22 protein-coding genes and 1 pseudogene are annotated in these 21856 nt (G+C 71.6%); 12 read left to right on the plus strand and 11 right to left on the minus strand.

Annotation, left to right across the window (positions count from 1 at the left end; translation table 11 throughout):
* The first annotated feature begins 127 nt into the window (after positions 1-127).
* Positions 128-1024, plus strand: coding sequence for a DUF5134 domain-containing protein (locus CP976_RS17885; protein ID WP_229876195.1), 897 nt, complete (start codon positions 128-130; stop codon positions 1022-1024).
* Here CP976_RS17885 and CP976_RS17890 read toward each other — a convergent pair.
* The 6 genes and pseudogenes from CP976_RS17890 to CP976_RS17925 all read right to left on the minus strand — a co-directional run bounded on the left by CP976_RS17890 (position 1008) and on the right by CP976_RS17925 (position 7517).
* On the minus strand, positions 1008-1262 hold the full coding sequence (locus CP976_RS17890; RefSeq protein WP_190146994.1) for a beta propeller repeat protein: 255 nt from the start codon (positions 1260-1262) through the stop codon (positions 1008-1010). The two genes, CP976_RS17885 and CP976_RS17890, sit on opposite strands and share 17 nt — an antisense overlap.
* 190 nt (positions 1263-1452) lie before the next feature.
* The gene (locus CP976_RS17895) at positions 1453-2139 is read right to left on the minus strand and encodes a DUF305 domain-containing protein (protein WP_150481286.1); all 687 of its coding nucleotides are present in this window, start codon (positions 2137-2139) and stop codon (positions 1453-1455) included.
* 88 nt (positions 2140-2227) lie between these two features.
* Entirely contained in the window at positions 2228-2680 is a 453-nt protein-coding gene (locus CP976_RS17900) for a DUF6153 family protein (RefSeq protein WP_229876192.1), read from the minus strand.
* Positions 2681-2870: 190 nt separating this feature from the next.
* A pseudogene (locus CP976_RS17905) lies at positions 2871-4173 on the minus strand (MFS transporter).
* The gene (locus CP976_RS17910) at positions 4170-5312 is read right to left on the minus strand and encodes a PLP-dependent cysteine synthase family protein (RefSeq protein ID WP_229876185.1); all 1143 of its coding nucleotides are present in this window, start codon (positions 5310-5312) and stop codon (positions 4170-4172) included. The pseudogene CP976_RS17905 and the gene CP976_RS17910 overlap by 4 nt, the downstream one beginning before the upstream one ends.
* Positions 5313-6521: 1209 nt before the next feature.
* Complete coding sequence (locus tag CP976_RS17925) at positions 6522-7517, minus strand: hypothetical protein (RefSeq protein ID WP_150481289.1); 996 nt, start codon at positions 7515-7517, stop codon at positions 6522-6524.
* Between the two features lie 173 nt (positions 7518-7690).
* Between CP976_RS17925 and CP976_RS17930 the strand changes: the two genes are divergently transcribed.
* The 3 genes from CP976_RS17930 to CP976_RS17940 all read left to right on the plus strand — a co-directional run bounded on the left by CP976_RS17930 (position 7691) and on the right by CP976_RS17940 (position 10719).
* The gene (locus tag CP976_RS17930) at positions 7691-7963 is read left to right on the plus strand and encodes a heavy-metal-associated domain-containing protein (protein WP_150481290.1); all 273 of its coding nucleotides are present in this window, start codon (positions 7691-7693) and stop codon (positions 7961-7963) included.
* A gap of 169 nt (positions 7964-8132) precedes the next feature.
* Positions 8133-10406, plus strand: a complete 2274-nt coding sequence (locus CP976_RS17935; protein ID WP_150481291.1) for a heavy metal translocating P-type ATPase — start codon at positions 8133-8135, stop codon at positions 10404-10406.
* Between the two features lie 31 nt (positions 10407-10437).
* A complete protein-coding gene (locus CP976_RS17940; protein WP_150481292.1) occupies positions 10438-10719 on the plus strand; it encodes a metal-sensitive transcriptional regulator in 282 nt (93 codons plus the stop codon).
* A gap of 50 nt (positions 10720-10769) precedes the next feature.
* Here the strand turns inward: CP976_RS17940 and CP976_RS42935 are convergent, their stop codons facing one another.
* The gene (locus CP976_RS42935; protein WP_167537355.1) at positions 10770-10943 is read right to left on the minus strand and encodes a hypothetical protein; all 174 of its coding nucleotides are present in this window, start codon (positions 10941-10943) and stop codon (positions 10770-10772) included.
* 113 nt (positions 10944-11056) lie between these two features.
* Between CP976_RS42935 and CP976_RS17945 the strand changes: the two genes are divergently transcribed.
* From CP976_RS17945 to CP976_RS17955, 3 genes are all read left to right on the plus strand, one after another.
* A complete protein-coding gene (locus CP976_RS17945) occupies positions 11057-11449 on the plus strand; it encodes a BlaI/MecI/CopY family transcriptional regulator (RefSeq protein ID WP_150481293.1) in 393 nt (130 codons plus the stop codon).
* On the plus strand, positions 11446-12429 hold the full coding sequence (locus CP976_RS17950; RefSeq protein ID WP_229876182.1) for a M56 family metallopeptidase: 984 nt from the start codon (positions 11446-11448) through the stop codon (positions 12427-12429). Before CP976_RS17945 ends, CP976_RS17950 begins: the two co-directional genes overlap by 4 nt.
* 139 nt (positions 12430-12568) lie before the next feature.
* Positions 12569-12994 carry a hypothetical protein gene (locus tag CP976_RS17955; protein WP_167537560.1) on the plus strand — a complete coding sequence of 142 codons (426 nt, stop codon included), beginning with the start codon at positions 12569-12571 and terminating at the stop codon, positions 12992-12994.
* Between the two features lie 15 nt (positions 12995-13009).
* Here the strand turns inward: CP976_RS17955 and CP976_RS17960 are convergent, their stop codons facing one another.
* Positions 13010-13771: an SDR family oxidoreductase gene (locus CP976_RS17960; RefSeq protein WP_150481295.1), complete on the minus strand. Its 762-nt coding sequence runs from the start codon at positions 13769-13771 to the stop codon at positions 13010-13012.
* Between the two features lie 145 nt (positions 13772-13916).
* Between CP976_RS17960 and CP976_RS17965 the strand changes: the two genes are divergently transcribed.
* Entirely contained in the window at positions 13917-14810 is an 894-nt protein-coding gene (locus tag CP976_RS17965; protein ID WP_150481296.1) for a helix-turn-helix transcriptional regulator, read from the plus strand.
* Positions 14811-15147: 337 nt separating this feature from the next.
* On the opposite strand, the gene CP976_RS17970 is transcribed toward CP976_RS17965, so the two are convergent.
* Positions 15148-16536 carry a cystathionine beta-synthase gene (locus tag CP976_RS17970; protein ID WP_150481297.1) on the minus strand — a complete coding sequence of 463 codons (1389 nt, stop codon included), beginning with the start codon at positions 16534-16536 and terminating at the stop codon, positions 15148-15150.
* A 157-nt stretch (positions 16537-16693) separates the two neighbouring features.
* Between CP976_RS17970 and CP976_RS17975 the strand changes: the two genes are divergently transcribed.
* The 3 genes from CP976_RS17975 (at position 16694) to CP976_RS17985 (ending at position 20134) form a co-directional block, all read left to right on the plus strand.
* A complete protein-coding gene (locus CP976_RS17975; protein WP_150481298.1) occupies positions 16694-17719 on the plus strand; it encodes an SGNH/GDSL hydrolase family protein in 1026 nt (341 codons plus the stop codon).
* Positions 17720-17860: 141 nt separating this feature from the next.
* A complete protein-coding gene (locus CP976_RS17980; RefSeq protein ID WP_150481299.1) occupies positions 17861-19078 on the plus strand; it encodes an acetyl-CoA C-acetyltransferase in 1218 nt (405 codons plus the stop codon).
* Positions 19079-19351: 273 nt separating this feature from the next.
* A complete protein-coding gene (locus CP976_RS17985) occupies positions 19352-20134 on the plus strand; it encodes a hypothetical protein (RefSeq protein ID WP_150481300.1) in 783 nt (260 codons plus the stop codon).
* A gap of 68 nt (positions 20135-20202) precedes the next feature.
* Here CP976_RS17985 and CP976_RS17990 read toward each other — a convergent pair whose 3' ends face one another.
* Entirely contained in the window at positions 20203-20508 is a 306-nt protein-coding gene (locus tag CP976_RS17990) for a hypothetical protein (protein WP_167537356.1), read from the minus strand.
* Between the two features lie 101 nt (positions 20509-20609).
* Here CP976_RS17990 and CP976_RS17995 point away from each other — a divergent pair, with 101 nt between their 5' ends.
* Positions 20610-20840, plus strand: coding sequence for a DUF4287 domain-containing protein (locus tag CP976_RS17995; protein ID WP_086840140.1), 231 nt, complete (start codon positions 20610-20612; stop codon positions 20838-20840).
* 90 nt (positions 20841-20930) lie between these two features.
* On the opposite strand, the gene CP976_RS18000 is transcribed toward CP976_RS17995, so the two are convergent.
* Positions 20931-21839, minus strand: coding sequence for a Bax inhibitor-1/YccA family protein (locus CP976_RS18000; RefSeq protein ID WP_150481301.1), 909 nt, complete (start codon positions 21837-21839; stop codon positions 20931-20933).
* Between the last annotated feature and the right edge of the window lie 17 nt (positions 21840-21856).

Consider the following 21856-nt stretch of genomic DNA (forward strand, 5'->3'; position numbering starts at 1 on the left):
AGTAGCTGAGGATTCTGCATGAGCATATGCAGACCGGCAAGCGGGACCGAAGAGCCGGCCCTGCCGCTGAACGTCTCTCGACACTCCAACGTACTAAGGACATCCGTAGTCGATGCGGAGGGCAGCGATGGGAAGTCCGAACCTCAACTGGATGCTGGCGGCGGTCGCCGCACTCGTGGCCGTCGTGAGCGCGGCCCGGCTGGCAGCCGCCGACAGCGGAGAGGCCCGGTTCGCGGCCGGAGGCGATCTCGTCATGGCCGGTGGCATGGCCGCGATGTTCCTGCCCGCGACGGCGGCCGGCTTCGGCGACCACGGTCTGTGGTGGGTGGGGGTCTTCACCGCCGTCGGCCTGGGTGGCGTGGCCCTGTCCGTGCGCCACGCCCGGCTGCACGGCTGGCGACACGGCCGCCGCTGGGCGCATCACATCATCGGCAGTGCCGCCATGGTGATCATGACGCTCGCCATGCCGGGTACGAACTCCGCGCCGGTCCTCGCGTTGGGCGGGCACTCGATGGCCGGCATGGGTCACGGGCACGGGCACGGTTCCGACACCGTGGGGGCGGCGGGCACGGCCGGGATGGAGGGCATGGACCACTCCTCGGGGACGACCGCCCACGACATGACGAGCGGCGCGGCCCACAGCCCCGCGTCGGCGGACTCCACTTCCGTGTGGCGTGCCGTCTTGCTCGCCCTCGCCGTGTACTTCCTGCTGTCGATCGTCGCGGCCGTCCGGGCGCGGCTCCGTGGCACCGACCGGCCGGCGGGAGCGGGCCGCGCCGCGGGCAAGGGCCGCTGGGCGCGGCGGTTCCTCGCCCTGCCCGACGCGATCGTGGTGTTCGCCGCGTCCCTGGCCCTCTCCGTCTGGGACAGGGCACGGCCGGGAGGCGACCGGCGCCGGGCCCACGCGGCAGCGGGCAGCCGAAGCCGCCGTCGCCCACCGGGCACGTCACCGGGCGCGGCGCTGACGGCCCACATCGGCATGGGCGGCACGATGTGCGCCATGCTCGTCATGATGGCCGCCTGACCACCCGTCGCGGATCAGTGGCCGCCGCTCGACGTGACGGCCAGGCGCTTCTCGAACACCCGGTCCGGGTGGCGGCGAGGCCATGCTCTGCCGCGACGGCGGTGAGCGCCTGCGGCCGGCCGCCCGGCAGGGTGGAGACCTTCTTCCACGTGGTGCCGCCGTCCGTGCTGCGGTTGAGGCCGCCGGAGCTGTCGATGCCGTAGAGGCCGTCCTTGGCGGTCCAGGAGAGGAAGGCCATCACCGGCCCCCTCCCCGGGGCGCCCTGCTGTCGCCCACCGGCTCGGGCTCCCCCTTGGGGCCGGGGGTGATGTGCGAGCCGGTCGGGTCTCTGCCGTCTCCGCTGTCGGAGCATGAGGCCAGGGTGAGGGTGACCGCCCGGGCTCCTCGGGTGCGCCTCGGAGCCCCGGGCGGTCGGTGGGTGATGCGGATCAGAGCCGGTCGAGGATCTTCTCGAACTTCTCGACCTCGGCGGACTGGGTCCTCACGACGTCGGCGGCGAGCTTCTTGGCCGTGGCGTCACGGCCCTTCTTCTGCTCGTCCTCCGCCATGGTGATCGCGCCCTTGTGGTGCTCGATCATCAACTCCGCGAACATCCGGTCGAACTCGGTGCCCTTGGCGGCCTCGAGCTTCTTCATGTCCTCGTCGGACATCATTCCGGACATCCCCGACCCGTGATCCATGCCGCCGGACCCGTGGTCCATGCCGGGCATGCTCTCCCCGGCGGACTCCGGCTTGCCCCAGGCCTTCAGCCAGGACTTCATGGTCCGGATCTCGGGGTCCTGGGCCTTCTCGATGTCCGCGGCCAGGCTCTTGATCTCCGCGTCGGAGGCCCGGCCGTCCGCGAGCTCGGACATCTCCAGGGCCTGCTCGTGGTGCGGGATCATCATCTGCGCGAACATGACGTCCGCGTCGTTGAACGCGCCGGGCGCCGCGCTCTCCCCCGTCGCCCGGGTCGGCGAGGCGGAGGCGGAGGCGGAGCTGCCGCTCCCGTGGTCCATGCCCTTCATGTCGTCCCCGCCGCAGGCGGCGAGCAGCAGCCCGCCCGCTGTGATGGCGCCCACCACCGCGAGACGGCTGCTCAGGCGGCGGTTGAGGGCGTGCTTGTAGGCAGTCATGTGCGGAATACCTCTTGTCGTCAGTTTCTGGCTGTGCGGAGTGGGCGTCTGCGCGGGCAGCACTGAAGGGGCCGCGCGGCGGTTCGGCCTATATCCGCAGAACTGACAACTGGGAGAGGAGCGGTCTCGGCGGCGGAGTGCCCGGGCGCGCCAAGGCCATCGATCGAGCGAGCAGGGCGGTCAGCCGCTCGTGCCTGCGGACCACCAGCGCATGCAGGAACAGCCCGATCAGCCACACGGTGAGAACCGCCAGGCACACGGACATCGGATCCATGCCGCCGGGGAGCTCGTGCACCGGCGACTTGGCGGCCGACGCCGCGCTCCCGTGCTCGGGCGCGGGGTCGTCCAGGGGCGCGGTGTTCCGGGCCATGCTGTCGTGTCGGGCGCCTTCGGCACCGGCGACAGCGCCGGCCATGCCAGGCCCGTGCGACTCCTCCGGGTGGCCGAGCGTGTGCATGGCGAATACGCCCAGCGTGAGCATGACGACCAACAGGAGGTACCCGAAGGCCCCGCCTGCCCGCAGCCGCCCGCTCTTGGTCAACTCGCCCTCCGTACTCGACCGTACCGGAATACTACTAAGTCAGTTGGGACTTAACCGCCACCGCTCGGATTCGGACGAGTCCTGGCCCTCGTACGCCTCTTGTCGCCCTGCTCGGCCTCGTCGACGCCGGGACAGGGCCAGGCGCGGGCCACCGTGCGGTGCCCCGCCCCTGGTCCTGAGGACCGGTGGGTCAGACGCTCGCGGCCAGCGGCTCCGAAGCGGGCTGTGCCGCCAGCCGGCCGGTGCGGTGCAGGCCGTACAGGGCGGCGGCGCACGCCAGGCCGAGCACGGTCAGCGCGATCCACGGCAGCGCGGGCATCCCGGCCGCCCGCGCGGCGTCGAGCGCGGCGCCCGTGCCCAGGTTCCCGACGGTGATGCCCATGCCGCAGATCGTGTTGTACAGGCCGTAGTGGGTGGCGACGAGGCGGTCACCGGAGAGGCGGACGATGGTGTCCATCTCGAACGGGTAGGCGATCATCGTGCCGATGGCCAGCAGCAGCGCGGCGAGCGTCGGCGGAACCGCCGCGAGCAGCCACAGCCCGATCCCGGACTCCGGTACGGGCACGGCGGTGGCGAGCAGGAGAGGCACGAAGGCCAGGCCCATCGCCGCCAGCCCGCGCACGAGCGCCTGGCCGGGCTCGTAGCGCGCCTTGCACCATGCCGTCACCCGTGTCTGGCCGAGGATCGTGGTCAGCCCGGAGACGGCGAAGAGCATCGCCACCGCCGCCGTGCCGGACTCCCCCTCGCCGCCGAGCCGGCGCACCTCAAGCGGCAGCGCCAGGTAGACCTGGAAGGACAGGACGTACGAGCCGATCATGGCGACGGAGAAGAGCAGGAACGGCCGGTTGGCGAGGATGCCGCGCCACTGGGCGAACACGCCCTGACCGCCGTCGCCGTCCTGCCGCTTGGCGTCCTCGGGCCGCCGGGCGGGCAGCGCGCGGATCTGTACGACGCTCAGCAGCGCGAAGATCGCGGCGGACACCAGGCAGGTGACGCGGAAGTCCACACCGGTCAGCACCATGCCCGCCAGCGGGCCCAGCAGGATGCCCGCCTGGTAGAACACGTTGAACAACGCGAACGCCTCGACCCTGCGCTCGCCCGCGTCCGCCGCGAGGTACGCCCGTACGGCCGGGTTGAACAGCGCCCACGGCCAGCCCGGTGGCCGCGGAGGCGGCGAGCAGGGCGGGCAGGGAATCGACCAGTCCGAGCGTCGCGAAGCCGAGGGTGCGCAGCACGCACCCGGCGACGATCATCGGCTTGTAGCCGAGCCGGTCGGCGAGCGTGCCGCCGACCAGGAACATGCCCTGCTGGCTGAAGTTCCGTACGCCGAGGACGAGTCCGACGATCCAGCCGGCCAGCCCGAGGGTGCCGGAGAGGTGGGCGGCCAGGTAGGGCATCAGCATGTAGAAGCCGAGGTTGATGGTGAACTGGTTCACCATCAGCAGCTGGACGCTGCGTTCGTACGACCGGACCTGGGTGAGCAGCCCCTTCACCGGCCCTCCTCCGTGGCGTCGGACTCGCCGCCGGGCAGGTCCCCGGCGTCGTCCTGCTCCTGGCTCCGCAGGGTGAGGGGATCGACCACGGTGGTGCACCGGGTCCAGCGGGTGACCTCCTTCTCGTCCAGGCGGCCGATCAGCTCCGGTTCGGGCGACGGTGGCGAGTCCAGCAGGCCGTGGGCGGCGCAGTAGTCGTCGTCGTAGACCGTTCCCAGGTAGCGCTGCGGGCCGTCGGGGAAGATCGCGACGATCCGTGCGTCCGCGGGCATCGTCCGGGCCAGCCAGCCGGCCACCAGCGCGACCGCGCCGACGCTCCACCCGCCGGTGGCGTAGTGGGAGGCGGCCAGTTGGCGGCACGTCCACACGGCCTCGCGCGGGGCGACCCAGTGCACCTCGGTGAAGTTCTCGTAGGCGACGTTGCGGGGGTAGATGCTGGAGCCGAGTCCGCGCATCAGCCGGGGCCGGGCGGGCTGGCCGAAGATCGTCGAACCGGTCGTGTCCACGCCGACGACGGTCAGCTCCGGGTAGAGCTGGCGCAGGACCCGGGAGACGCCGGCCGAGTGGCCGCCGGTGCCGACGCTGCACACCAGTACGTCGATGTGGCCCAGCTCGGAGGCGAGTTCGAGGGCCAGCGGGGTGTAGGCGGCGACGTTGTCGGGGTTGCTGTACTGGTCCGGGCACCAGGAGCCGGGGTGCTGCTCCAGCAGCCGCTGGACGCGTTCGCGGCGGGCCTGCTGCCAGCCGCCCGTGGGGTGCGGCTCGGAGACGACGTTGACCTGGGCTCCGTACGCGGTCAGCAGCCGGGTCATGGACAGCTCAAGACCCGGGTCGGTGACCAGGGTGACCGGGTGGCCGTACACCATTCCGGCCAGAGCCAGTCCCAGGCCCAGGGTGCCGCTGGTGGACTCGATGATCCGTCCGCCGGGCCGCAGGTCGCCACGGGCCCGGGCCCGCTCCACCATGTGCAGCCCCGGACGGTCCTTGATGCCGCCGGGGTTGAACCCTTCGAGCTTCGCCCAGAAGCCGCGTCCGGCCGGGGCCAGCGGCTCCGACACCCGCAGCAGCGGGGTGTTGCCCACCAGCCCGGACAGGGCGGACCGGCCCGAGGGGATCGCGGCCTTGGTCAATGACTGCATGTCTGTGTGTTCACTCTCGCTCGATGAATGCCGGTGCGGGTTCATCTCGCGCCCCATGGCGAGGCGGCGGACGCGGACTGCGGGTCCGCGCTCACGCCCTGGGCACGCGGCAGCCGTAAGGTCGGTCGGCTGCGAGCGGGTGGTCTAGATCCGCCACCGAGACGTCCGGACGAGTTCCACGCGGCCGGTGCGTGCACTGCGGCGTCTGCGGTGGGTATGCCGTGCGAGGGGTCTCCCCACGGCCAGTGACACGGCGACGAGTACGACGACGGCCGGCGCGCCGAGGGGAAGCTCGTCGGCCGGCTGGGCCGCGGTCCGGACGATCACGTCGGCCGCACAGTCCGCAGCACCGTCGGGGACGTGAGGGCTGTGGGGACCGTGGGGTCCATGCGGCTCCTCGCCTGCGGCCATCACCGAGAATCCGGCAGGCACGGGCACCGGTTCGTGCGTCTCCTGAGGCACGCCGTGCAGGACGGCGCACAGCACGAGTGCCATCACGAGGGCGCCGCGGATCGCCGCGACGAGTCGGCGCCCCGGGCGAGAGCCGGATGGGGCCCATGGGGCATGCGTGAGCGTACGGATATGTGTCGGCACAGGTCCTCCGCGCTGCTGCCACGTCTCCGGCAAGGACGGAGTGAGGCGCAGACATGGGTGGGGGCAGGACGGCTTCGACGAGCCGGTCGGAGGAACTCCGTACCCCTAGACCTGCTGCACTACGGAGGCTGCTCTCAGAGCCACGGGAGACGCGCCGCCCATGGGGCCACCGGCGGCCGGCCCTCGAACGGTCGAGGCGCCGTAGGAACGGGACGATTCGCGAACCGCCGCCGTGGAGCAGGGAGATGCCAGGGCTGAGCCCTGCTGAGGCTGCCCGGACACGCAGTGCTCGCCAGGATGTGACGGCCCATGGCCGCCATGCTGATCGTCGGATTCCGCGGCGACCGGCGGCGCGGGCTCGACGGCTGCGCCGCGAACACCGTCGGCCGACGGTGCGGCGAGGACCGTCGCGCCGGCGGAGAGGTGCCCCTGGGCACTCTCCACGTGCACGCCGTGCGTGACGAGGACACCGAACAGGAGCACGGCCAAGGCCAGCACGCGCGACAGCGGACCCGCACCGGAGCGGGTCCTGACGCTGCGCCAGGGCGACCAAGCCGTAACCATGCCGTGATCCTAGCGGCTCGCCGGCCGTGGTCGCCCACGGTCCCGCTCACCTCAGTGTGTGTGCCCGGTCTCTTCCTCTTCCTCGGCGGACCGGCTCCGCGAGGGCTGCTCGGACTCGTCCGCCGCACCGCCCGCGTGCACCGTGAAGGCCGCGGTACGGACCGTGCCCTCGTGCTGGAAGTCCAGGAACAGGCGGTACGCGCCGGCGCTCGGCGCCGTCGCGGTGAACGACACCTCGGGGCCGGGCTTCGTCCTGCCGTCGCCGGGCTCGCCGTTGGGGTGGACGTGCAGGTAGGCGAGGTCGCCGGAGCGCAGGGCGACAAGGTGGCCGTAAGCACCAAGGTAGGGCTGGAGGTTGCGGACCGGCTTGCCGTTCTTCGCCACCATCAGCGTGAGTTCGCCGGCCTTGCCAGGGGTCAGCGCGCCTCGCAGCTTCACCTCGTAGCCGTCGACCTTCGCCGTGGTGTTGTGCTCGGGCAGCTCGCCGGGCTCGTACGGCCCGGACGCGGCGAGGTCGGCACCGAGGGTGAGCGCTTCGCCGCCCTTCGGCTTGAAGTCGGCGAAGACGCGGTAGCCGCCGGCCTCGGGCAGGTTCACGGGCGTCGACCAGGTGCCGTCCGCGGCCCGGGTGGGGTGCAGGTGGCGGTAGACGGTCAGGTCGCGTGAGGCGACGATCAGATGCAGATCCTTGCCGTGCTCGCGCTGGTACGCGGTGACCTTGCGTCCGGTCCCGTCCTGGACCACGGCGAAGCGCAGGTCGGTCTTCTTGCCTGCCTCGACGCGCGGGGTCTTCAGGTCGAGCGTGTAGCCGCTGCTGGAGATCTCGAGGCCGCCTGGCGGTGCCGCCGCGTGACCGCCGCCCTGCGCCTCGTGGTGCCCGGCCGTCTCCTTCTCGTGCCCGGCGGACGCGTGGCCTTCGCCGTCACTGTGCGTGCCGCTCTTCGGTTCGGGCGAGACCGGGTCGACCACGCCGCCCACGCCGTAGGCGGCGCCGAACGTCGCGGCGAGCGCGGCGGCGAAGACGGTGATCCGCAGTCCGGTGTTCATGACCCACTCCTAGTCTCCGGGCCGCTCGTGCATGCGACCGATACTTTCAACATACCCCCAGGGGGTATGAAGTCAAGTCCGGACAGCCCTTGCCATGACATACGGGTGGGGGGTATACATGGAGCCGTTGCAGATACCCCCCAGGGGTATGAACTACTAGTTGCGGAGGACCCGTGTCGAACTGCTGCACCCCTGACGGAAGCTGCCACACCACGACGGAGATCAAGACCACCTACAAGGTCGGCGGCGTGGGCAGCGCGCACTGCCAGGGCGTCGTCCGGAAGGCGGTGGGCGGCCTGGACGAGGTCACCGCGGTCGAGGTCGAGATCGGCACCGGTCTGGTCACGGTGACGACCGCGGCCGAGCCCGACGAGGCGCTCGACGCGCTGATCGCCAAGACCGTCGACGAGGCCGGCTACGACTTCGCCGGCCGCGTGGCCGCCTGACCCACGAGCCGGGCGGGGGCCGCAGATCCTCGCGGCCCCCGTTCTCCCTGTCCTCTCGCGCACCTCTTCCTTCGTACAACCCTCCTTTCGCGCATCTCTTCTTTCGCGCATCTCTTCTTTCGCGCATCTCTTCTTTCGCGCATCGCGTCCGTGAGTCCGAGGAGCAGACATGACCACCACCACGCCCGGCGCCGCCGAGGTCGAACTCGCCATCGGCGGCATGACCTGCGCCTCGTGCGCCGCCCGGATCGAGAAGAAGCTCAACCGCCTCGACGGCGTCGAGGCCACCGTCAACTACGCCACCGAGAAGGCGAAGGTCACCTTCCGCGAGGACGTGACCGTCTCGGACCTGATCGCGACGGTCGAGGCCACCGGCTACACCGCGCGGGAGCCCCGGCCCGAGACCGCCCGCTCCGACGACTCGGCGTCCGGTGAGGGCCCGGCCCAGGAGGAGAGCGACGAGCTGCGGCCGCTGCGCCAGCGGCTGACCGCCGCTGTGGCGCTCGCCGTCCCCGTGATCGCGATGGCCATGGTCCCGGCGCTGCAGTTCGAGTACTGGCAGTGGCTCTCGCTCACGCTGGCGGCCCCCGTGGTGACGTACGCCGCCTGGCCCTTCCACAAGGCCGCCTGGACGAACGCCAAGCACGGTGCCGCCACGATGGACACGCTGATCTCCGTCGGTACCTCGGCGGCGTTCCTGTGGTCCCTGTGGGCACTGTTCTTCGGCACCGCCGGCACGCCCGGCATGACCCACCCCTTCGAGCTCACCATCGCCCGCACCGACGGCGCCGGGAACATCTACCTGGAGGCCGCGGCCGGCGTCACCGCCTTCATCCTGGCCGGGCGCTACTTCGAGGCGCGCTCCAAGCGGAAGGCGGGGGCGGCGCTGAAGGCCCTGCTGGAGCTCGGCGCCAAGGAAGTCACGGTGGTGCGGGGCGGCCGGGAAGAGCTCATTCCCGTCGGCGAGCTGAAGGTCGGCGACCGGTTCCTGGTGCGGCCCGGTGAGAAGATCGCCACCGACGGTGTGGTCGTCGAGGGGTCGTCCGCCGTGGACGCCTCCATGCTCACCGGCGAGTCGGTTCCGGTCGAGGTCGGCACCGGGGACGCCGTCACCGGTGCCACGCTGAACGCCGGCGGCCGCCTGGTCGTCGAGGCCACCCGCGTCGGCGCCGACACCCAGCTCGCCCGCATGGCCAAGCTGGTGGAGGACGCGCAGAACGGCAAGGCCGCCGCACAGCGGCTCGCCGACAGGATCTCCGCGGTCTTCGTACCGGTCGTGATCGCCCTGGCGCTCGGCACCCTGGGCTTCTGGCTCGGCAACGGCGCCGGACTGACCGCCGCCTTCACCGCCGCGGTCGCCGTCCTGATCATCGCCTGCCCGTGCGCCCTGGGCCTGGCCACCCCGACCGCCCTCATGGTCGGCACCGGGCGCGGCGCCCAGCTCGGCATCCTCATCAAGGGCCCGGAGGTCCTGGAGACGACGCGCAAGGTCGACACCATCATCCTGGACAAGACCGGCACCGTCACCACCGGCAAGATGACCCTGCTCGCCGTGCACACCGCCGACGGCACCGGCGAGGACGACGTCCTGCGCCTCGCCGGCGCCCTGGAGCACTCCTCGGAGCACCCCATCGCCCAGGCCGTCGCCTCCGGCGCCGCCGCCCGGGTCGGCACGCTCCCCGCTCCGGAGGACTTCGCCAACATCGCCGGCCTCGGCGTCCAGGGCATCGTCGAGGGCCACGCGGTCCTGGTCGGACGCGAGAAGCTGCTGGACGAGTGGGCGATGTCCCTGCCGGAGGAGCTGCGGCGTGCCAAGGCCGAGGCCGAGGCGGCCGGGCGGACCGCCATCGCGGTCGCCTGGGACGGCGAGGCCCGCGCGGTCCTGGAGGTCGCCGACGCCGTCAAGGAGACCAGCCCGGAGGCCATCGAGCGGCTGCGCGGGCTCGGCCTCACCCCCATCCTGCTGACGGGTGACAACAAGGCGGTCGCCGAGGCCGTCGCCGCGGAGGTGGGCATCGCGCCCGAGCACGTGATCGCCGAGGTCATGCCGCAGGACAAGGTCGATGTCGTCAAGCGCCTCCAGGACGAGGGCCGTTCGGTCGCGATGGTCGGCGACGGTGTCAACGACGCGGCCGCACTGGCTCAGGCCGACCTGGGCCTGGCGATGGGAACGGGTACGGACGCCGCGATCGAGGCGGGAGACCTGACGCTCGTGCGGGGCGACCTGAGGGCCGCGGCGGACGCCATCCGCCTGTCCCGCAAGACGCTGGGCACGATCAAGTCCAACCTCTTCTGGGCCTTCGCCTACAACGTCGCCGCGCTGCCGCTCGCCGCCGCCGGTCTGCTCAACCCGATGATCGCCGGAGCGGCCATGGCCTTCTCCTCGGTCTTCGTGGTCGGCAACAGCCTGCGGCTGCGCGGCTTCCAGCCCGCCGACCGCTGAAGCGGCCGACCAGGACGGGAAGGAGGCCGCCGTGGCCGCAGAGCAGACCCACCGGGACGTCGTCCTGCGACGGCTCCGCCGGATCGAGGGCCAGGTGAGGGGCTTGCAGCGCATGGTCGAGGAGGAGACCTACTGCATCGATGTCCTGACCCAGGTCGCCGCCACCAACGCCGCGCTCCAGTCCTGCGCGCTGGCCCTGCTGGACGAGCACCTCAACTGCTGCGTCACGCAGGCCATCGTGGAGGGCGGTGAGCAGGCCAGGACCAAGGTCGACGAGGCGTCCAAGGCAATCGCCCGGCTCGTACGGGCGTGACCTCCAGGTTCCCGGGCCCGGGCGGTTCCACCGCCCGGGCCCGGAGCTGCTCAGGCCCCTTTGCCCGCGGGGCAGTCGGCGCTCAGCCGGAGGCTGAGGCGCAGACACAGGCCCAGTACCTGGCGCAGCAGCACCAACTCGGCGCCGCCCAGGTCGCTTCCGCAGACCTTCGCGCACGGGCTTCTCGGGGCTCCGACGGCGATTTCCCTGCCGAGTGAGAACATGAGGGCAACATACCCCCTACCCGTATACGTGACGCCTGTGTGACCATCCTGCGGTGAAGAGGGGTGCCATACGATGTGAGGCACCTCGGTGACGGGGAAGAAGAGGGGGACGGGTGCGACGGCTGGGTGACCTGGAAGCCGAAATCATGGACCGGCTCTGGCGTTGGGGCCGGCCGGCCACGGTCCGGGAGATCGTCAACGACATCAATCGCATGCGTCCGGTCGCCTACACGACGGTGATGACGGTCGCGGACATCCTCCACCGCAAGGGCCTGCTCCGCCGCGAGAAGGCCGGGCGGGCCTGGCTGTACGAACCCGAGCGCAGCCGTGAGGAATACACCGCCGCCCTCATGCAGGACGCGCTCGGCAACACCGAGGACCGCCAGGCCGCGCTGCAGCGATTCGTGGAGCACATGTCACCGGAGGACGTGTCCGCGCTGGCTGCCGCACTGCGCGCGATGGGCCGCGTTCCCGGCAGCGCCGAGGAGCCCGGAGCACCCTCGTGACCGAACTCCTCGGTTACTCAGGCGGGTTGCTCGTTCCCGGCCATCATGTGCTGCCGCCCCTGACCGTCGCCCTGGTGGCCGGAGTGCTGCTGCCGAGGGCGCTCGCCCGCAGCCACTGGGCGCACCGGACGCCCCGGCTGGCTCTCACGGTGTGGACCCTGCTCGGGCTGTCCCTCATCACTTCCGTGTCCCTGGCGGCCCTGCAAGTGCCGCTTCCGACAGCGAGCAGCCACCACTTGTCCCGCTTCACCGAGGCCTGCATCGTCTCCGGCGGCGCGGATTGCGGGCCTCTCCTCCCGAACGGCCCGGCGGGCGTGGACACCCGCGTGTGGGCGGCCCTGGTCGCGGCGGCCGCCGTGCCCGCCGCCTTCGCCGTCGCCTTCGCACGTGAACTCCTGAGCGCGAGACGTCTGCGGCTACGGCACGCCGAACTGCTGCGCCTCGTCGGCAGCAGGCGACCGGAGTTGCGTGCCACGGTGCTGGAGCATGACACCCCGGCCGTGTACTGCCTGCCGGGTCGTGCCTCCCAAGTCGTGGTCAGTTCGGGAGCACTTGAGGTCCTGACCGGACAGCAGGTGACAGCGGTGCTGGAACACGAGCGGGCGCACATCGCCGGCCGCCACCATCTGCTGGTGGCCGCGGCCGGGGCCTTCGGTGCCCTCTTCCGTGGACTGCCCTTGGCCCGGCTGGCCCACACCGAGGTGGCGCTGTTGCTGGAGATGGCAGCCGACGACCGGGCGTTGCGCAGGTGTTCGCGGGACGCACTCGCCACCGCCCTGTACGCCGTGGCATCCGGTCAGGCGCCCCACATGGCCTTCGCGGCGGGCGGACCGTCGGCGGTGTTGCGCATGCGCCGCATCCTCACACCGCAGGACACATACTCTCCGACCCTGCGGACGGTGTTCGTGGCACTCAGCGCGGCGGCGGCCCTGACTCCGCTCGTCCTGGCCTGCTGTTCCGTTCCGGGTATCACCGGTTGACTCCGGGGCATCCTCCGGTACCCCGCCCCGTGCGCGACGACGGCTCTCCGCCTCGCGCCCGGCAGGCCCCGCCCGGAGAGGGGGGCTAACCCCAGTGCGGCGGGCGCCCCGGCTTTCTACCGTCAGTGACATGACCGGAATGGACGCGCGGGACACCGACCTGAAGAAGGAACTCGACGCCACCCTGCACGCGCGCAGGGATCTGGGCGAGGATTACGAGTCCGCGCTGGTCGACTCGTTCCTGGAGAAGGTCGACCAGCGGATCGACGGCGCGGTGGAGCGCCGGGTGCGCCGGCAGCTCGCCGAGCAGCAGATGCAGACGGCCCGGGACTCCCGGTCGCCAAGGGCCACGGACTCCTGGGGCGAGCGCTTCGGCTTCGGGATCGTCTCCCTGGTCCTGGCGGTGCCGCTGTCCGCGATCGGCGGGGGTGTGGCCCATCTGCCCGGTCTGCTCACCGCCTGGGCGGGCATCGTCGGTGTCAACGTCGTGCAGGCCGCCCGCACCAACCCGGGTCTGTTCGGCGGCCGCCGCAAGTCCTCCCGGAACAGCGACTGGGAGGACTGAGCGGGCACGCGCCGTTCAGACCTGGTGGGTCGGCAGCGCGACGATCTGCCGCAGGTTGACCCGGCGCGGGCGGCTGGTCACGTAGGCCACCAGGTCGGCGAGCTCCTCGGCGGACAGCGCGCCCACCTCGTCCACTATGCCCGCCACCTGCCGTGCCAGTTCCGCGTCGTCGATGTGCGTGCGCAGCTCGCTCTCGACGATCCCGGGCTCGATGTTGGTGACCCGGACGTCCCGCGGCCCGAACTCGGAGCGCAGGGCCTGCGACAGATGGGTGACGGCGGCCTTGGTCGCGCCGTACACCGCGTAGTTCGGGAAGCTGACGTGCGCGGCGACGGACGAGATGTTCACGATGTCGGCCGTACGGCCGTCCGCGGCCGCGCCCACCAGGTCGCCGGTGAAGGCGCCGGTGATCCGCAGTACCCCGGCGACGTTGGTGTCGAGCATCCGCTGCCACTCGTCGGCGCGCCGGGCGTCGACGGGGTGCGGCAGCATGACGCCGGCGGAGTTGACGACCAGGTCGACGGGCCCGTACTCGGCGTGGATCCGGTCGGCGGCGTCGGTCACGGACGCCTCGTCGGTGACGTCCGCGACGACGGCCAGGGCCTGCCCGCCGTCGGCGCGGATCTTCCCGGCGAGCGCCGCCAGCCGTTCCTCACGCCGGGCGAGCAGCGCCACCCGTGCGCCCTGCGCGGCCAGCAGGACGGCGACGGCCTCACCGATCCCGCTCGCGGCTCCGGTGACGACGGCGGTACGGCCGGCCAGGTTCTCGTACGGCATGGAGTGTCCCCTCGGTGGTGGCCGGGGCGTCTCCCCGGCCTCGTCCACCACCCTCGGCTCCCGCTGCGGCCGTACCCAGGGCGCCGCTTTTCCTGGGTCCGGCAGTACCAGGTTCGCCGGCCCCGGGCCGCCTAGGCTCGGGCCCATGGACGGAGAACTGGGAGACTTCCTGCGCTCGCGCCGCGCCCGTATCCAGCCGGAGGAGGTGGGGCTGACCTCGTACGGCCGCCGCCGTGTCCCGGGTCTGCGTCGTGAGGAGGTGGCGCAGCTTGCCGGGGTGAGCGTCGACTACTACATCCGTCTCGAGCAGGGCAGGGGTCCTGGGGACCCCTCCCGGACGAAGTCCGGGGGAGTCTCGGACGCCGTGCTGGACGCGGTCGCGCGGGTGCTGCGGCTGGACGAGGCGGAGCACGAGTACCTGCGGGCGGTGGCCCGGCCCCGTCGGCGGGCCGAGGGCGGTCCCGACGCGTCCCGGGAATCCGCGCCGCGGGAGGTCGCGGCCACCTCCCGGGTACGTCCGGGTGTCCAGCTCATCCTGGACGGCATGGACCGCAACCCGGCCTACGTCCTGGACCACCGCATGAACGTCCTCGCCTGGAACGCCCTCGGTGACGCCGTGGTCGGCTTCAGCGACAGGTCCCCCGGCGACCTCAGCCTGCCCCGCCGCGTCTTCCTCGACCCCGCCGCCCGCGACCTCCACCCGGACTGGCCGGCGATCGCCTCTCAGACGGTCGCCCACCTCCGCCTCAACGCGGGCCACCACCCGGACGACCCCGCCATGGGCGAACTCGTCGGTGAACTCTCCCGCGCCAGCGCCGACTTCCGCCGGCTGTGGGCCGACCACCTGGTCAAGCCCTGCGACCACGGCGTGAAGCAGGTCCGGCACCCGGTCGCGGGGCTGCTGACCCTCCCGTTCGAGACCCTCAGGATCCCGGCCGCCCCGGACCAGACGATCGTGGCGTACGCGCCGCAGCCCGGCTCGGAGACGGCGGAGCGCCTGGCACTGCTGGGGAGTTGGATGACGAGCCGGGCCGGCTGACGCCCGCAAAAGAAAAGCGCGGGGACCGCCGCACCCCCTTGACGGGGGGCGGGACGACGGCGGTCCCCGCGGAAGACGCGGGCCTGGTCAGGCCGGGCTTGCGCGTCTGTGACGTCGGTGGAGGTCCGGGAGCCGCTCCGGAGGTCCTTGACGCCAACGGCGCCGGCCGGGGCGGGGAGCCGCTCCCGCCCTGCCGACACCCACCAATGTGCAGGACTCGTGTTAAGCGGGTGCTGCGCGAACGTGACGCGCTCGTACCACTTCCGCGAAGTCCACGAAGATCGCGGACGAACGGCAAGTGCGCCCCGTCAACGGGTGGTTCACCGGCCGTTCGCCGTCACTTCGCGGACCGGGCGAGGAAGGACAGCAGGTCCTGCCGGCTGACCACACCGGTCGGCTTGCCCTCCACGAGGACGATCGCCGCGTCCGCCTTGCCGAGGACGGCCATCAGGTCGGCGACGGGCTCGCCGGAGCCGACCTGGGGCAGCGGGCCGGACATGTGCTTCTCCAGCGGGTCCTCCAGCGAGGCGCTCTTGCTGAACAGCGCGTCCAGCAGCTCGCGCTCCACGACCGAGCCGACGACCTCGGCCGCCATCACGTCGGGGTGGCCCGCGCCCGGCTTGACGACCGGCATCTGCGAGACGCCGTACTCGCGCAGCACGTCGATGGCCTGGCCGACGGTCTCCTCCGGGTGCATGTGGACGAGGGAGGGCATGCGGTCGCCCTCCTTGTCGGCGAGCACGTCACCGACGCGGGCGCTCGGACCCGCGTCCTCCAGGAAGCCGTAGTCGGCCATCCACTCGTCGTTGAAGATCTTGCTGAGGTAGCCGCGGCCGCTGTCCGGCAGCAGGACCACGACGACGTCGTCCGGGCCGAGCCGCTCGGCGACCTCCAGCGCGGCGACGACCGCCATGCCGCAGGAGCCGCCCACCAGCAGGCCCTCCTCCTTGGCCAGGCGGCGGGTCATCTGGAAGGAGTCCTTGTCGGACACGGCGACGATCTCGTCCGCGACGGTACGGTCGTAGGCGGTGGGCCAGAAGTCCTCACCGACGCCCTCGACGAGGTACGGCCGCCCGGACCCGCCGGAGTAGACGGACCCCTCGGGGTCGGCGCCGATGACCTTCACCTTGCCGTCGCTGACCTCCTTCAGGTAGCGCCCGGTGCCGGAGATGGTGCCGCCGGTGCCCACGCCCGTCACGAAGTGGGTGATCTTCCCCTCCGTCTGCTCCCACAGCTCGGGGCCGGTGGAGTGGTAGTGGGACAGGGGGTTGTTCGGGTTGGAGTACTGGTCGGGCTTCCAGGCCCCGGGCGTCTCACGGACCAGCCGGTCGGAGACGTTGTAGTAGGAGTCCGGGTGCTCGGGGTCCACGGCGGTCGGGCAGACGACGACCTCGGCGCCGTACGCGCGCAGCACGTTGATCTTGTCGGTGCTCACCTTGTCGGGGCACACGAAGATGCACTTGTACCCCTTCTGCTGCGCCACGATGGCGAGACCCACGCCGGTGTTCCCGCTGGTCGGCTCGACGATCGTGCCGCCCGGCAGGAGCGCGCCGCTCTCCTCGGCCGCCTCGATCATGCGCAGGGCGATGCGGTCCTTCACGGACCCGCCGGGGTTGAAGTACTCCACCTTGGCCAGGACGGTCGCCCTGATGCCCTGGGTCACGCTGTTGAGCCTCACCAGCGGGGTGTTGCCGACGAGACTGATCATCGAGTCGTGGAACTGCACCGTTGTCTCCGGTTGCCGCAGAAATGGTCTTGGTTGATGCCGCCAGCCTATGGCCTGCCGGTCATCCATGACGGTCGTTCACTCCCTGTTGAGATTGGGCGACGGTCTGTACGGGGCAAGCACTGGGTGTACGGGTTCGAGGAGGTGGCGGCGACGCATGACGAGCATGTCGAGGGCGCGGGTGGCCCGGCGGATCGCGGCGGGTGCGGCGTACGGCGGTGGCGGGATCGGGCTGGCCGGGGCGGCAGCCGCCGGGCTGGTGCTGGCGGAGGTGCATTTGGCGCGGCGCCGGGTGGGCAACGGCATGTCACCCCATGTGCCGAACGCCGACGGCCGGTACGGCCGTACGTACGACGTCCCCGGTGAGGTGCCGCTGCGGCTGACGATGCTGGGCGACTCCACGGCCGCCGGCCAGGGCGTGCACCGGGCCGGGCAGACCCCGGGAGCGCTGCTGGCCTCGGGCCTCGCGGCGCTGGCGGAACGCCCGGTGGAGCTGCGCACGGTGGCGATGCCCGGGGCCCGCTCGGACGACCTGGACCGTCAGGTGGCCCTGGTGCTGGCCGACCCCGATCCGGTCCCCGACATCTGCGTGATCATGGTCGGCGCGAACGACGTCACCCACCGCATGCCCCCGACCCGCTCGGTGCGCCACCTGTCCTCGGCGGTGCGGCGGCTGCGGACGGCCGGTGCCGAGGTCGTGGTCGGCACGTGCCCCGACCTGGGCACGATCGAGCCGGTCCAGCAGCCCTTGCGCTGGCTGGCCCGACGGGCCTCGCGCCAGCTGGCGGCCGCCCAGACGATCGGAGTCGTCGAACAGGGCGGCCGCACCGTGTCCCTGGGCGACCTGCTCGGCCCCGAGTTCGCCGCGAACCCGCGTGAGCTGTTCGGCCCGGACAGCTACCACCCCTCTGCCGAGGGCTACGCGACGGCGGCGATGGCGGTCCTGCCGACCGTCTGCGCCTCCCTCGGCCTGTGGCCGGCCGAGGAGGAGCGCCCGGACGCCTCCCGCCGCGAGGGCTTCCTGCCGGTCGCCCGGGCGGCGGCGGAGGCCGCGTCGGAGGCGGGTACGGAGGTCACGGCCGCCATGCCGAGCGGCCCGAGGGGGCCGTGGGCGCTGCTGAAGCGCCGCAGGCGCCGGCGGGTACCCGAGCAGGAACCGGCTCCCGCCACACCGTCGAGCTGAGAAAGCCCGGGGAGCCGGAAAAAGCAAGCGCTTAGAAAACTGCGGTCAGGGTCACACCGCCACACCCGTGACCCAGGCCATACGTACGGGTAACTTCCCAGACAGCCCAGCCAGACCACCCGGTACGTCAATGGAGCCGTGATGCCCGAAGCCGTGATCGTCTCAGCCGCCCGCTCCCCCATCGGCCGCGCCGTCAAGGGCTCCCTCAAGGACCTCCGCCCGGACGACCTCACCGCCACGATCGTCCAGGCCGCCCTGGCCAAGGTCCCCGAGCTGGACCCGAAGGACATCGACGACCTGATGCTCGGCTGCGGCCTGCCCGGCGGCGAGCAGGGCCACAACCTCGGCCGCATCGTCGCCGTACAGATGGGGATGGACCACCTGCCGGGCTGCACCGTCACCCGGTACTGCTCCTCCTCCCTCCAGACCTCCCGCATGGCCCTGCACGCCATCAAGGCCGGCGAGGGCGACGTCTTCATCTCGGCCGGCGTCGAGATGGTCTCCCGCTACGCGTTCGGCAGCTCCGACACCCCGGACACGCACAACCCGCTCTTCGCCGAGGCCGAGGCCCGCACCGCCGCGACCGCCCAGTCCGAGGGCTCCACCTGGCACGACCCGCGCGAGGACGGCCTGCTGCCCGACCCGTACATTGCGATGGGCCAGACCGCCGAGAACCTGGCCCGCGCCAAGGGCGTCACCCGCCAGGACATGGACGAGTTCGGCGTCCGCTCGCAGAACCTCGCCGAAGAGGCCATCAAGAACGGCTTCTGGGAGCGCGAGATCACCCCGGTGACCCTCCCCGACGGCACGGTCGTCTCCAAGGACGACGGCCCGCGCGCCGGCGTCACGCTGGACGGCGTCCAGGGCCTCAAGCCGGTCTTCCGCCCCGACGGCCTGGTCACGGCCGCCAACTGCTGCCCGCTGAACGACGGCGCCGCCGCGCTCGTGATCATGTCCGACACCAAGGCCCGCGAGCTGGGCATCACCCCGCTCGCCCGCATCGTGTCGACCGGCGTCTCCGGCCTCTCGCCCGAGATCATGGGCCTCGGCCCGGTCGAGGCGAGCAACCAGGCCCTGAAGCGGGCCGGCCTGACCATCGACGACATCGACCTGGTCGAGATCAACGAGGCGTTCGCCGCCCAGGTGATCCCCTCCTACCGCGACCTGGGCATCCCGCTGGAGAAGCTGAACGTCAACGGCGGCGCCATCGCCGTCGGCCACCCCTTCGGCATGACCGGCGCCCGCATCACGACCACGCTCATCAACTCCCTCCAGTTCCACGACAAGCAGTTCGGCCTGGAGACGATGTGCGTCGGCGGCGGCCAGGGCATGGCCATGGTCATCGAGCGCCTGAGCTGAGCACCGCACCGTAGCCGCCATAGCACGCGCTGTGAGGCCCCGTCCCAGAACCCCGGAAACCCCGGGGTTCTGGGCTGTTTTGTGATCCAATCTCCCCCAGGATGTGACCTATCTCCCTCTACGCGGAGAGAAGCCCAGGTCACAGCAGCCCCACCCACGCCCCCGACTCCGAAGCCCTGTCCGTTTCGTGACGTTACGCACTGACAGCTGGTTAGTCCGCCCTTCAAGCTGATGTAGGAAGTCGGGGGTCGACTTTGAACCGGGAGTACGTCAGTGAGCGCCATGCCGATCGCGTTGCTGGTCACCACGGCCGCCACGGGCGCCGTGGGTGTCGCCGTCCTGCGCACCGTGCTGCAGCTGCGCCGACAGGTCGCGGCCCTGCACACCGCGCTGGCCGAGAACCGCGCCGCCACCACTCGTGCACTGCTGCCCGCCGCCCGCGCACATGCCGACACCGACGAGATACGGGCCGCCGTGGCGGCGGCGCTCGCGGAGGAACGCGAGCGGGAGCTCGCCGAGGCGCGGGCGTTCTGGGCCGCCCAGGAGGCCCGTGACGCCTCCGACGCACCGCCCCTGCTGGGTCTGCCCGACGTCGACCTGTTCCTGCCCCGGCAGGCCGATTTCGCGGGTCTGGAGCCGGTGTCCGAGCCGGGCGCGGACACCGAGGAGCCGGCCGCCGAGTCCCCGGAGCTGGCCGCGGCCCGCCGCCGGCACCCCTCCCACCCGGACTTCGTGCCGACGCAGTCACCGGTGGCGAACGACCACGAGCGCACGGTCGCCACGCTGGAGGAGCTGGCCGCCTCGCGCGTGGAACTGACGGACGTCCGCCCGGGCCCGCTGGGCACCCTCGACGTCTACGTCTTCGCCGACGGCACGACCCTGTGCATGACCCCGGGCCACCGGGAGACGGCGGAGCACCTCGCCGCGGCCCTGCGCGCCGGCCAAACCCCGGTCCTCCTGGGCGGCTCCGGCATCTCGGGCGCCTACACCCTGACGTTCGAGTGCGGCGAGGAAAACGTCTACATCCTGGCCGACAGGGTCATAGCGTCCCTCTAGGGGAGCGCCCCGAAGGGGCGCGGGGAACTGCGCGACCAGCCACGAACTACCGGCACCCGCGAACGGCGCTAAACCCCCGCCCGCTTCTGCGCCTCCTCAACCAACCGCACCGCGTCATCGACATCGGCACCACTGGGAATCACCACCGCCAGATCATGCGCGGCAACGGTGATCTGATCTGCCGCTGCAAACATCCCCGCATCCGGCATCTCCCGAGGCTCCAGCCCCTCGAGCACCTGCGCCCTCCGGGCCAACTCCCGGGCCAGCCCGAGAGCCTCAGCGGCAGCGCCCCGCTGCAACCGGCTCTGGGGCGCAGCCCTCAAACGATCGGCGAAGTGATCCACCGCACGGGTCAGAGGCGTCGTATCAACCACGCCGCGAGCGTACGCGTCGCACCGGGACTGTTGCCAACGGGCGAACACTCAGGCACGGTGACCTGAAGGACCGGCTTACATCCCAGCGTCCGGAGGCGCCGATGTCCCAAGTCTTCTCCGAAGAGACCCATCGCAACATGCTCGCCCGCATCCCCCACTGCACCGGTCGTGAGATCTCCGACTGGCTTCGCACCGTCGAAGAAGGCCCGGCACTCTTCCGTTTCGAGGAAAAGGTCAGCTGGCTCCGGCACGAACACGACCTCGCGTACGGCCACGCCAAGGCGATCATCCATGAGTACGACCTGAGGAGGGCCGCGCGCAAACTGCTCTAGGCGCGGACACGTCTCGACGACGGAGCCGCCCGGCAGACGCCGAAGGGCCCCGGCCGGAGCCGGGGCCCTTCGCGCACGACGCGTCGCAGACTAGTCGTTGCTGTTGAGGATCGAGATGAGCCTCAGGAACTCCAGGTAGATCCACACCAGCGTCAGCGTGAGACCGAAGGCCGCGAGCCACGCCTCCTCACGGGGGGCGCCGTAGGCGACTCCGTCCTCGACCTGCTTGAAGTCCAGGGCGAGGAAGCAGGCGCCGAGGATGATGCCGACGATTCCGAAGATGACACCCATGGCACCGCTGCGGAAGCCGAGGCCGTCACCGCCGCCGAACACCGCGAACAGCAGGTTCACCATCATCAGCATGATGAAGCCGAGCGCGGCCGCCATCACGAAGCCGTAGAAGCGGCGGTTGACGCGGATCCAGCCGGCCTTGTAGGCGATCAGCACACCGGCGAAGACCGCCATCGTGCCGATCACGGCCTGCATGGCCGCGCCGTCGGCGATGCGGCTGTCGACGATGTTGGACACGACGCCGAGGAAGACACCCTCGAACGCGGCGTACGTCAGGATCAGCGCGGGCGAGGCCTTGCGCTTGAAGGACTGGACGAACGCCAGGACCATGCCGATCAGCGCGGCGCCGATACCGATGCCGTAGCTACGGCTGATGTTGGCGTCGTCGACCGGCAGCAGGGCCCAGGAGAGCGCCGCGGTGAGGATGAGCACACCGAGCGTGCTCGCCGTGCGCAGGACGACGTCGTCGATGGTCATCCGGCCGGTGGTGGCCGGGGCCTGCGGCGGCGCGCCGTGCTGCACGTCCTGCTGGGCGTAAGGGTTCTGCGCGTACGGGTTCTGCGCGTAGGGGTTGCCCGTCGGCTGCGCGTACGGGTTGCCCTGGGTGGCGACAGCGGGACCCCCGGCCTGCGGCGCGGTGTTGAAGCCCGCGTAGCCGTTGTCGCGGCTGAACCCCCGTCGCGAGAAGACCGGGTTTCTGCTCCTCATTTCACTCCTCCATGGCC

Source organism: Streptomyces coeruleorubidus (genome assembly GCF_008705135.1).
GTDB classification, from domain to species: Bacteria; Actinomycetota; Actinomycetes; order Streptomycetales; family Streptomycetaceae; genus Streptomyces; species Streptomyces coeruleofuscus.

Excerpts from the sequence above, each read along its gene's own strand:
- CP976_RS18000 (WP_150481301.1), bottom strand. The coding sequence starts at position 21,839 with ATGAGGAGCAGAAACCCGGTCTTCTCGCGACGGGGGTTCAGCCGCGAC.
- CP976_RS42935 (WP_167537355.1), bottom strand. The coding sequence starts at position 10,943 with ATGTTCTCACTCGGCAGGGAAATCGCCGTCGGAGCCCCGAGAAGCCCG.
- CP976_RS17925 (WP_150481289.1), bottom strand. The coding sequence starts at position 7,517 with ATGAACACCGGACTGCGGATCACCGTCTTCGCCGCCGCGCTCGCCGCG.
- CP976_RS17910 (WP_229876185.1), bottom strand. The coding sequence starts at position 5,312 with ATGCAGTCATTGACCAAGGCCGCGATCCCCTCGGGCCGGTCCGCCCTG.
- CP976_RS17965 (WP_150481296.1), top strand. The coding sequence starts at position 13,917 with ATGGACGGAGAACTGGGAGACTTCCTGCGCTCGCGCCGCGCCCGTATC.
- CP976_RS17975 (WP_150481298.1), top strand. The coding sequence starts at position 16,694 with ATGACGAGCATGTCGAGGGCGCGGGTGGCCCGGCGGATCGCGGCGGGT.
- CP976_RS17995 (WP_086840140.1), top strand. The coding sequence starts at position 20,610 with ATGTCCCAAGTCTTCTCCGAAGAGACCCATCGCAACATGCTCGCCCGC.
- CP976_RS17895 (WP_150481286.1), bottom strand. The coding sequence starts at position 2,139 with ATGACTGCCTACAAGCACGCCCTCAACCGCCGCCTGAGCAGCCGTCTC.
- CP976_RS17890 (WP_190146994.1), bottom strand. The coding sequence starts at position 1,262 with ATGGCCTTCCTCTCCTGGACCGCCAAGGACGGCCTCTACGGCATCGAC.
- CP976_RS17935 (WP_150481291.1), top strand. The coding sequence starts at position 8,133 with ATGACCACCACCACGCCCGGCGCCGCCGAGGTCGAACTCGCCATCGGC.
- CP976_RS17960 (WP_150481295.1), bottom strand. The coding sequence starts at position 13,771 with ATGCCGTACGAGAACCTGGCCGGCCGTACCGCCGTCGTCACCGGAGCC.
- CP976_RS17980 (WP_150481299.1), top strand. The coding sequence starts at position 17,861 with ATGCCCGAAGCCGTGATCGTCTCAGCCGCCCGCTCCCCCATCGGCCGC.
- CP976_RS17885 (WP_229876195.1), top strand. The coding sequence starts at position 128 with ATGGGAAGTCCGAACCTCAACTGGATGCTGGCGGCGGTCGCCGCACTC.
- CP976_RS17955 (WP_167537560.1), top strand. The coding sequence starts at position 12,569 with ATGGACGCGCGGGACACCGACCTGAAGAAGGAACTCGACGCCACCCTG.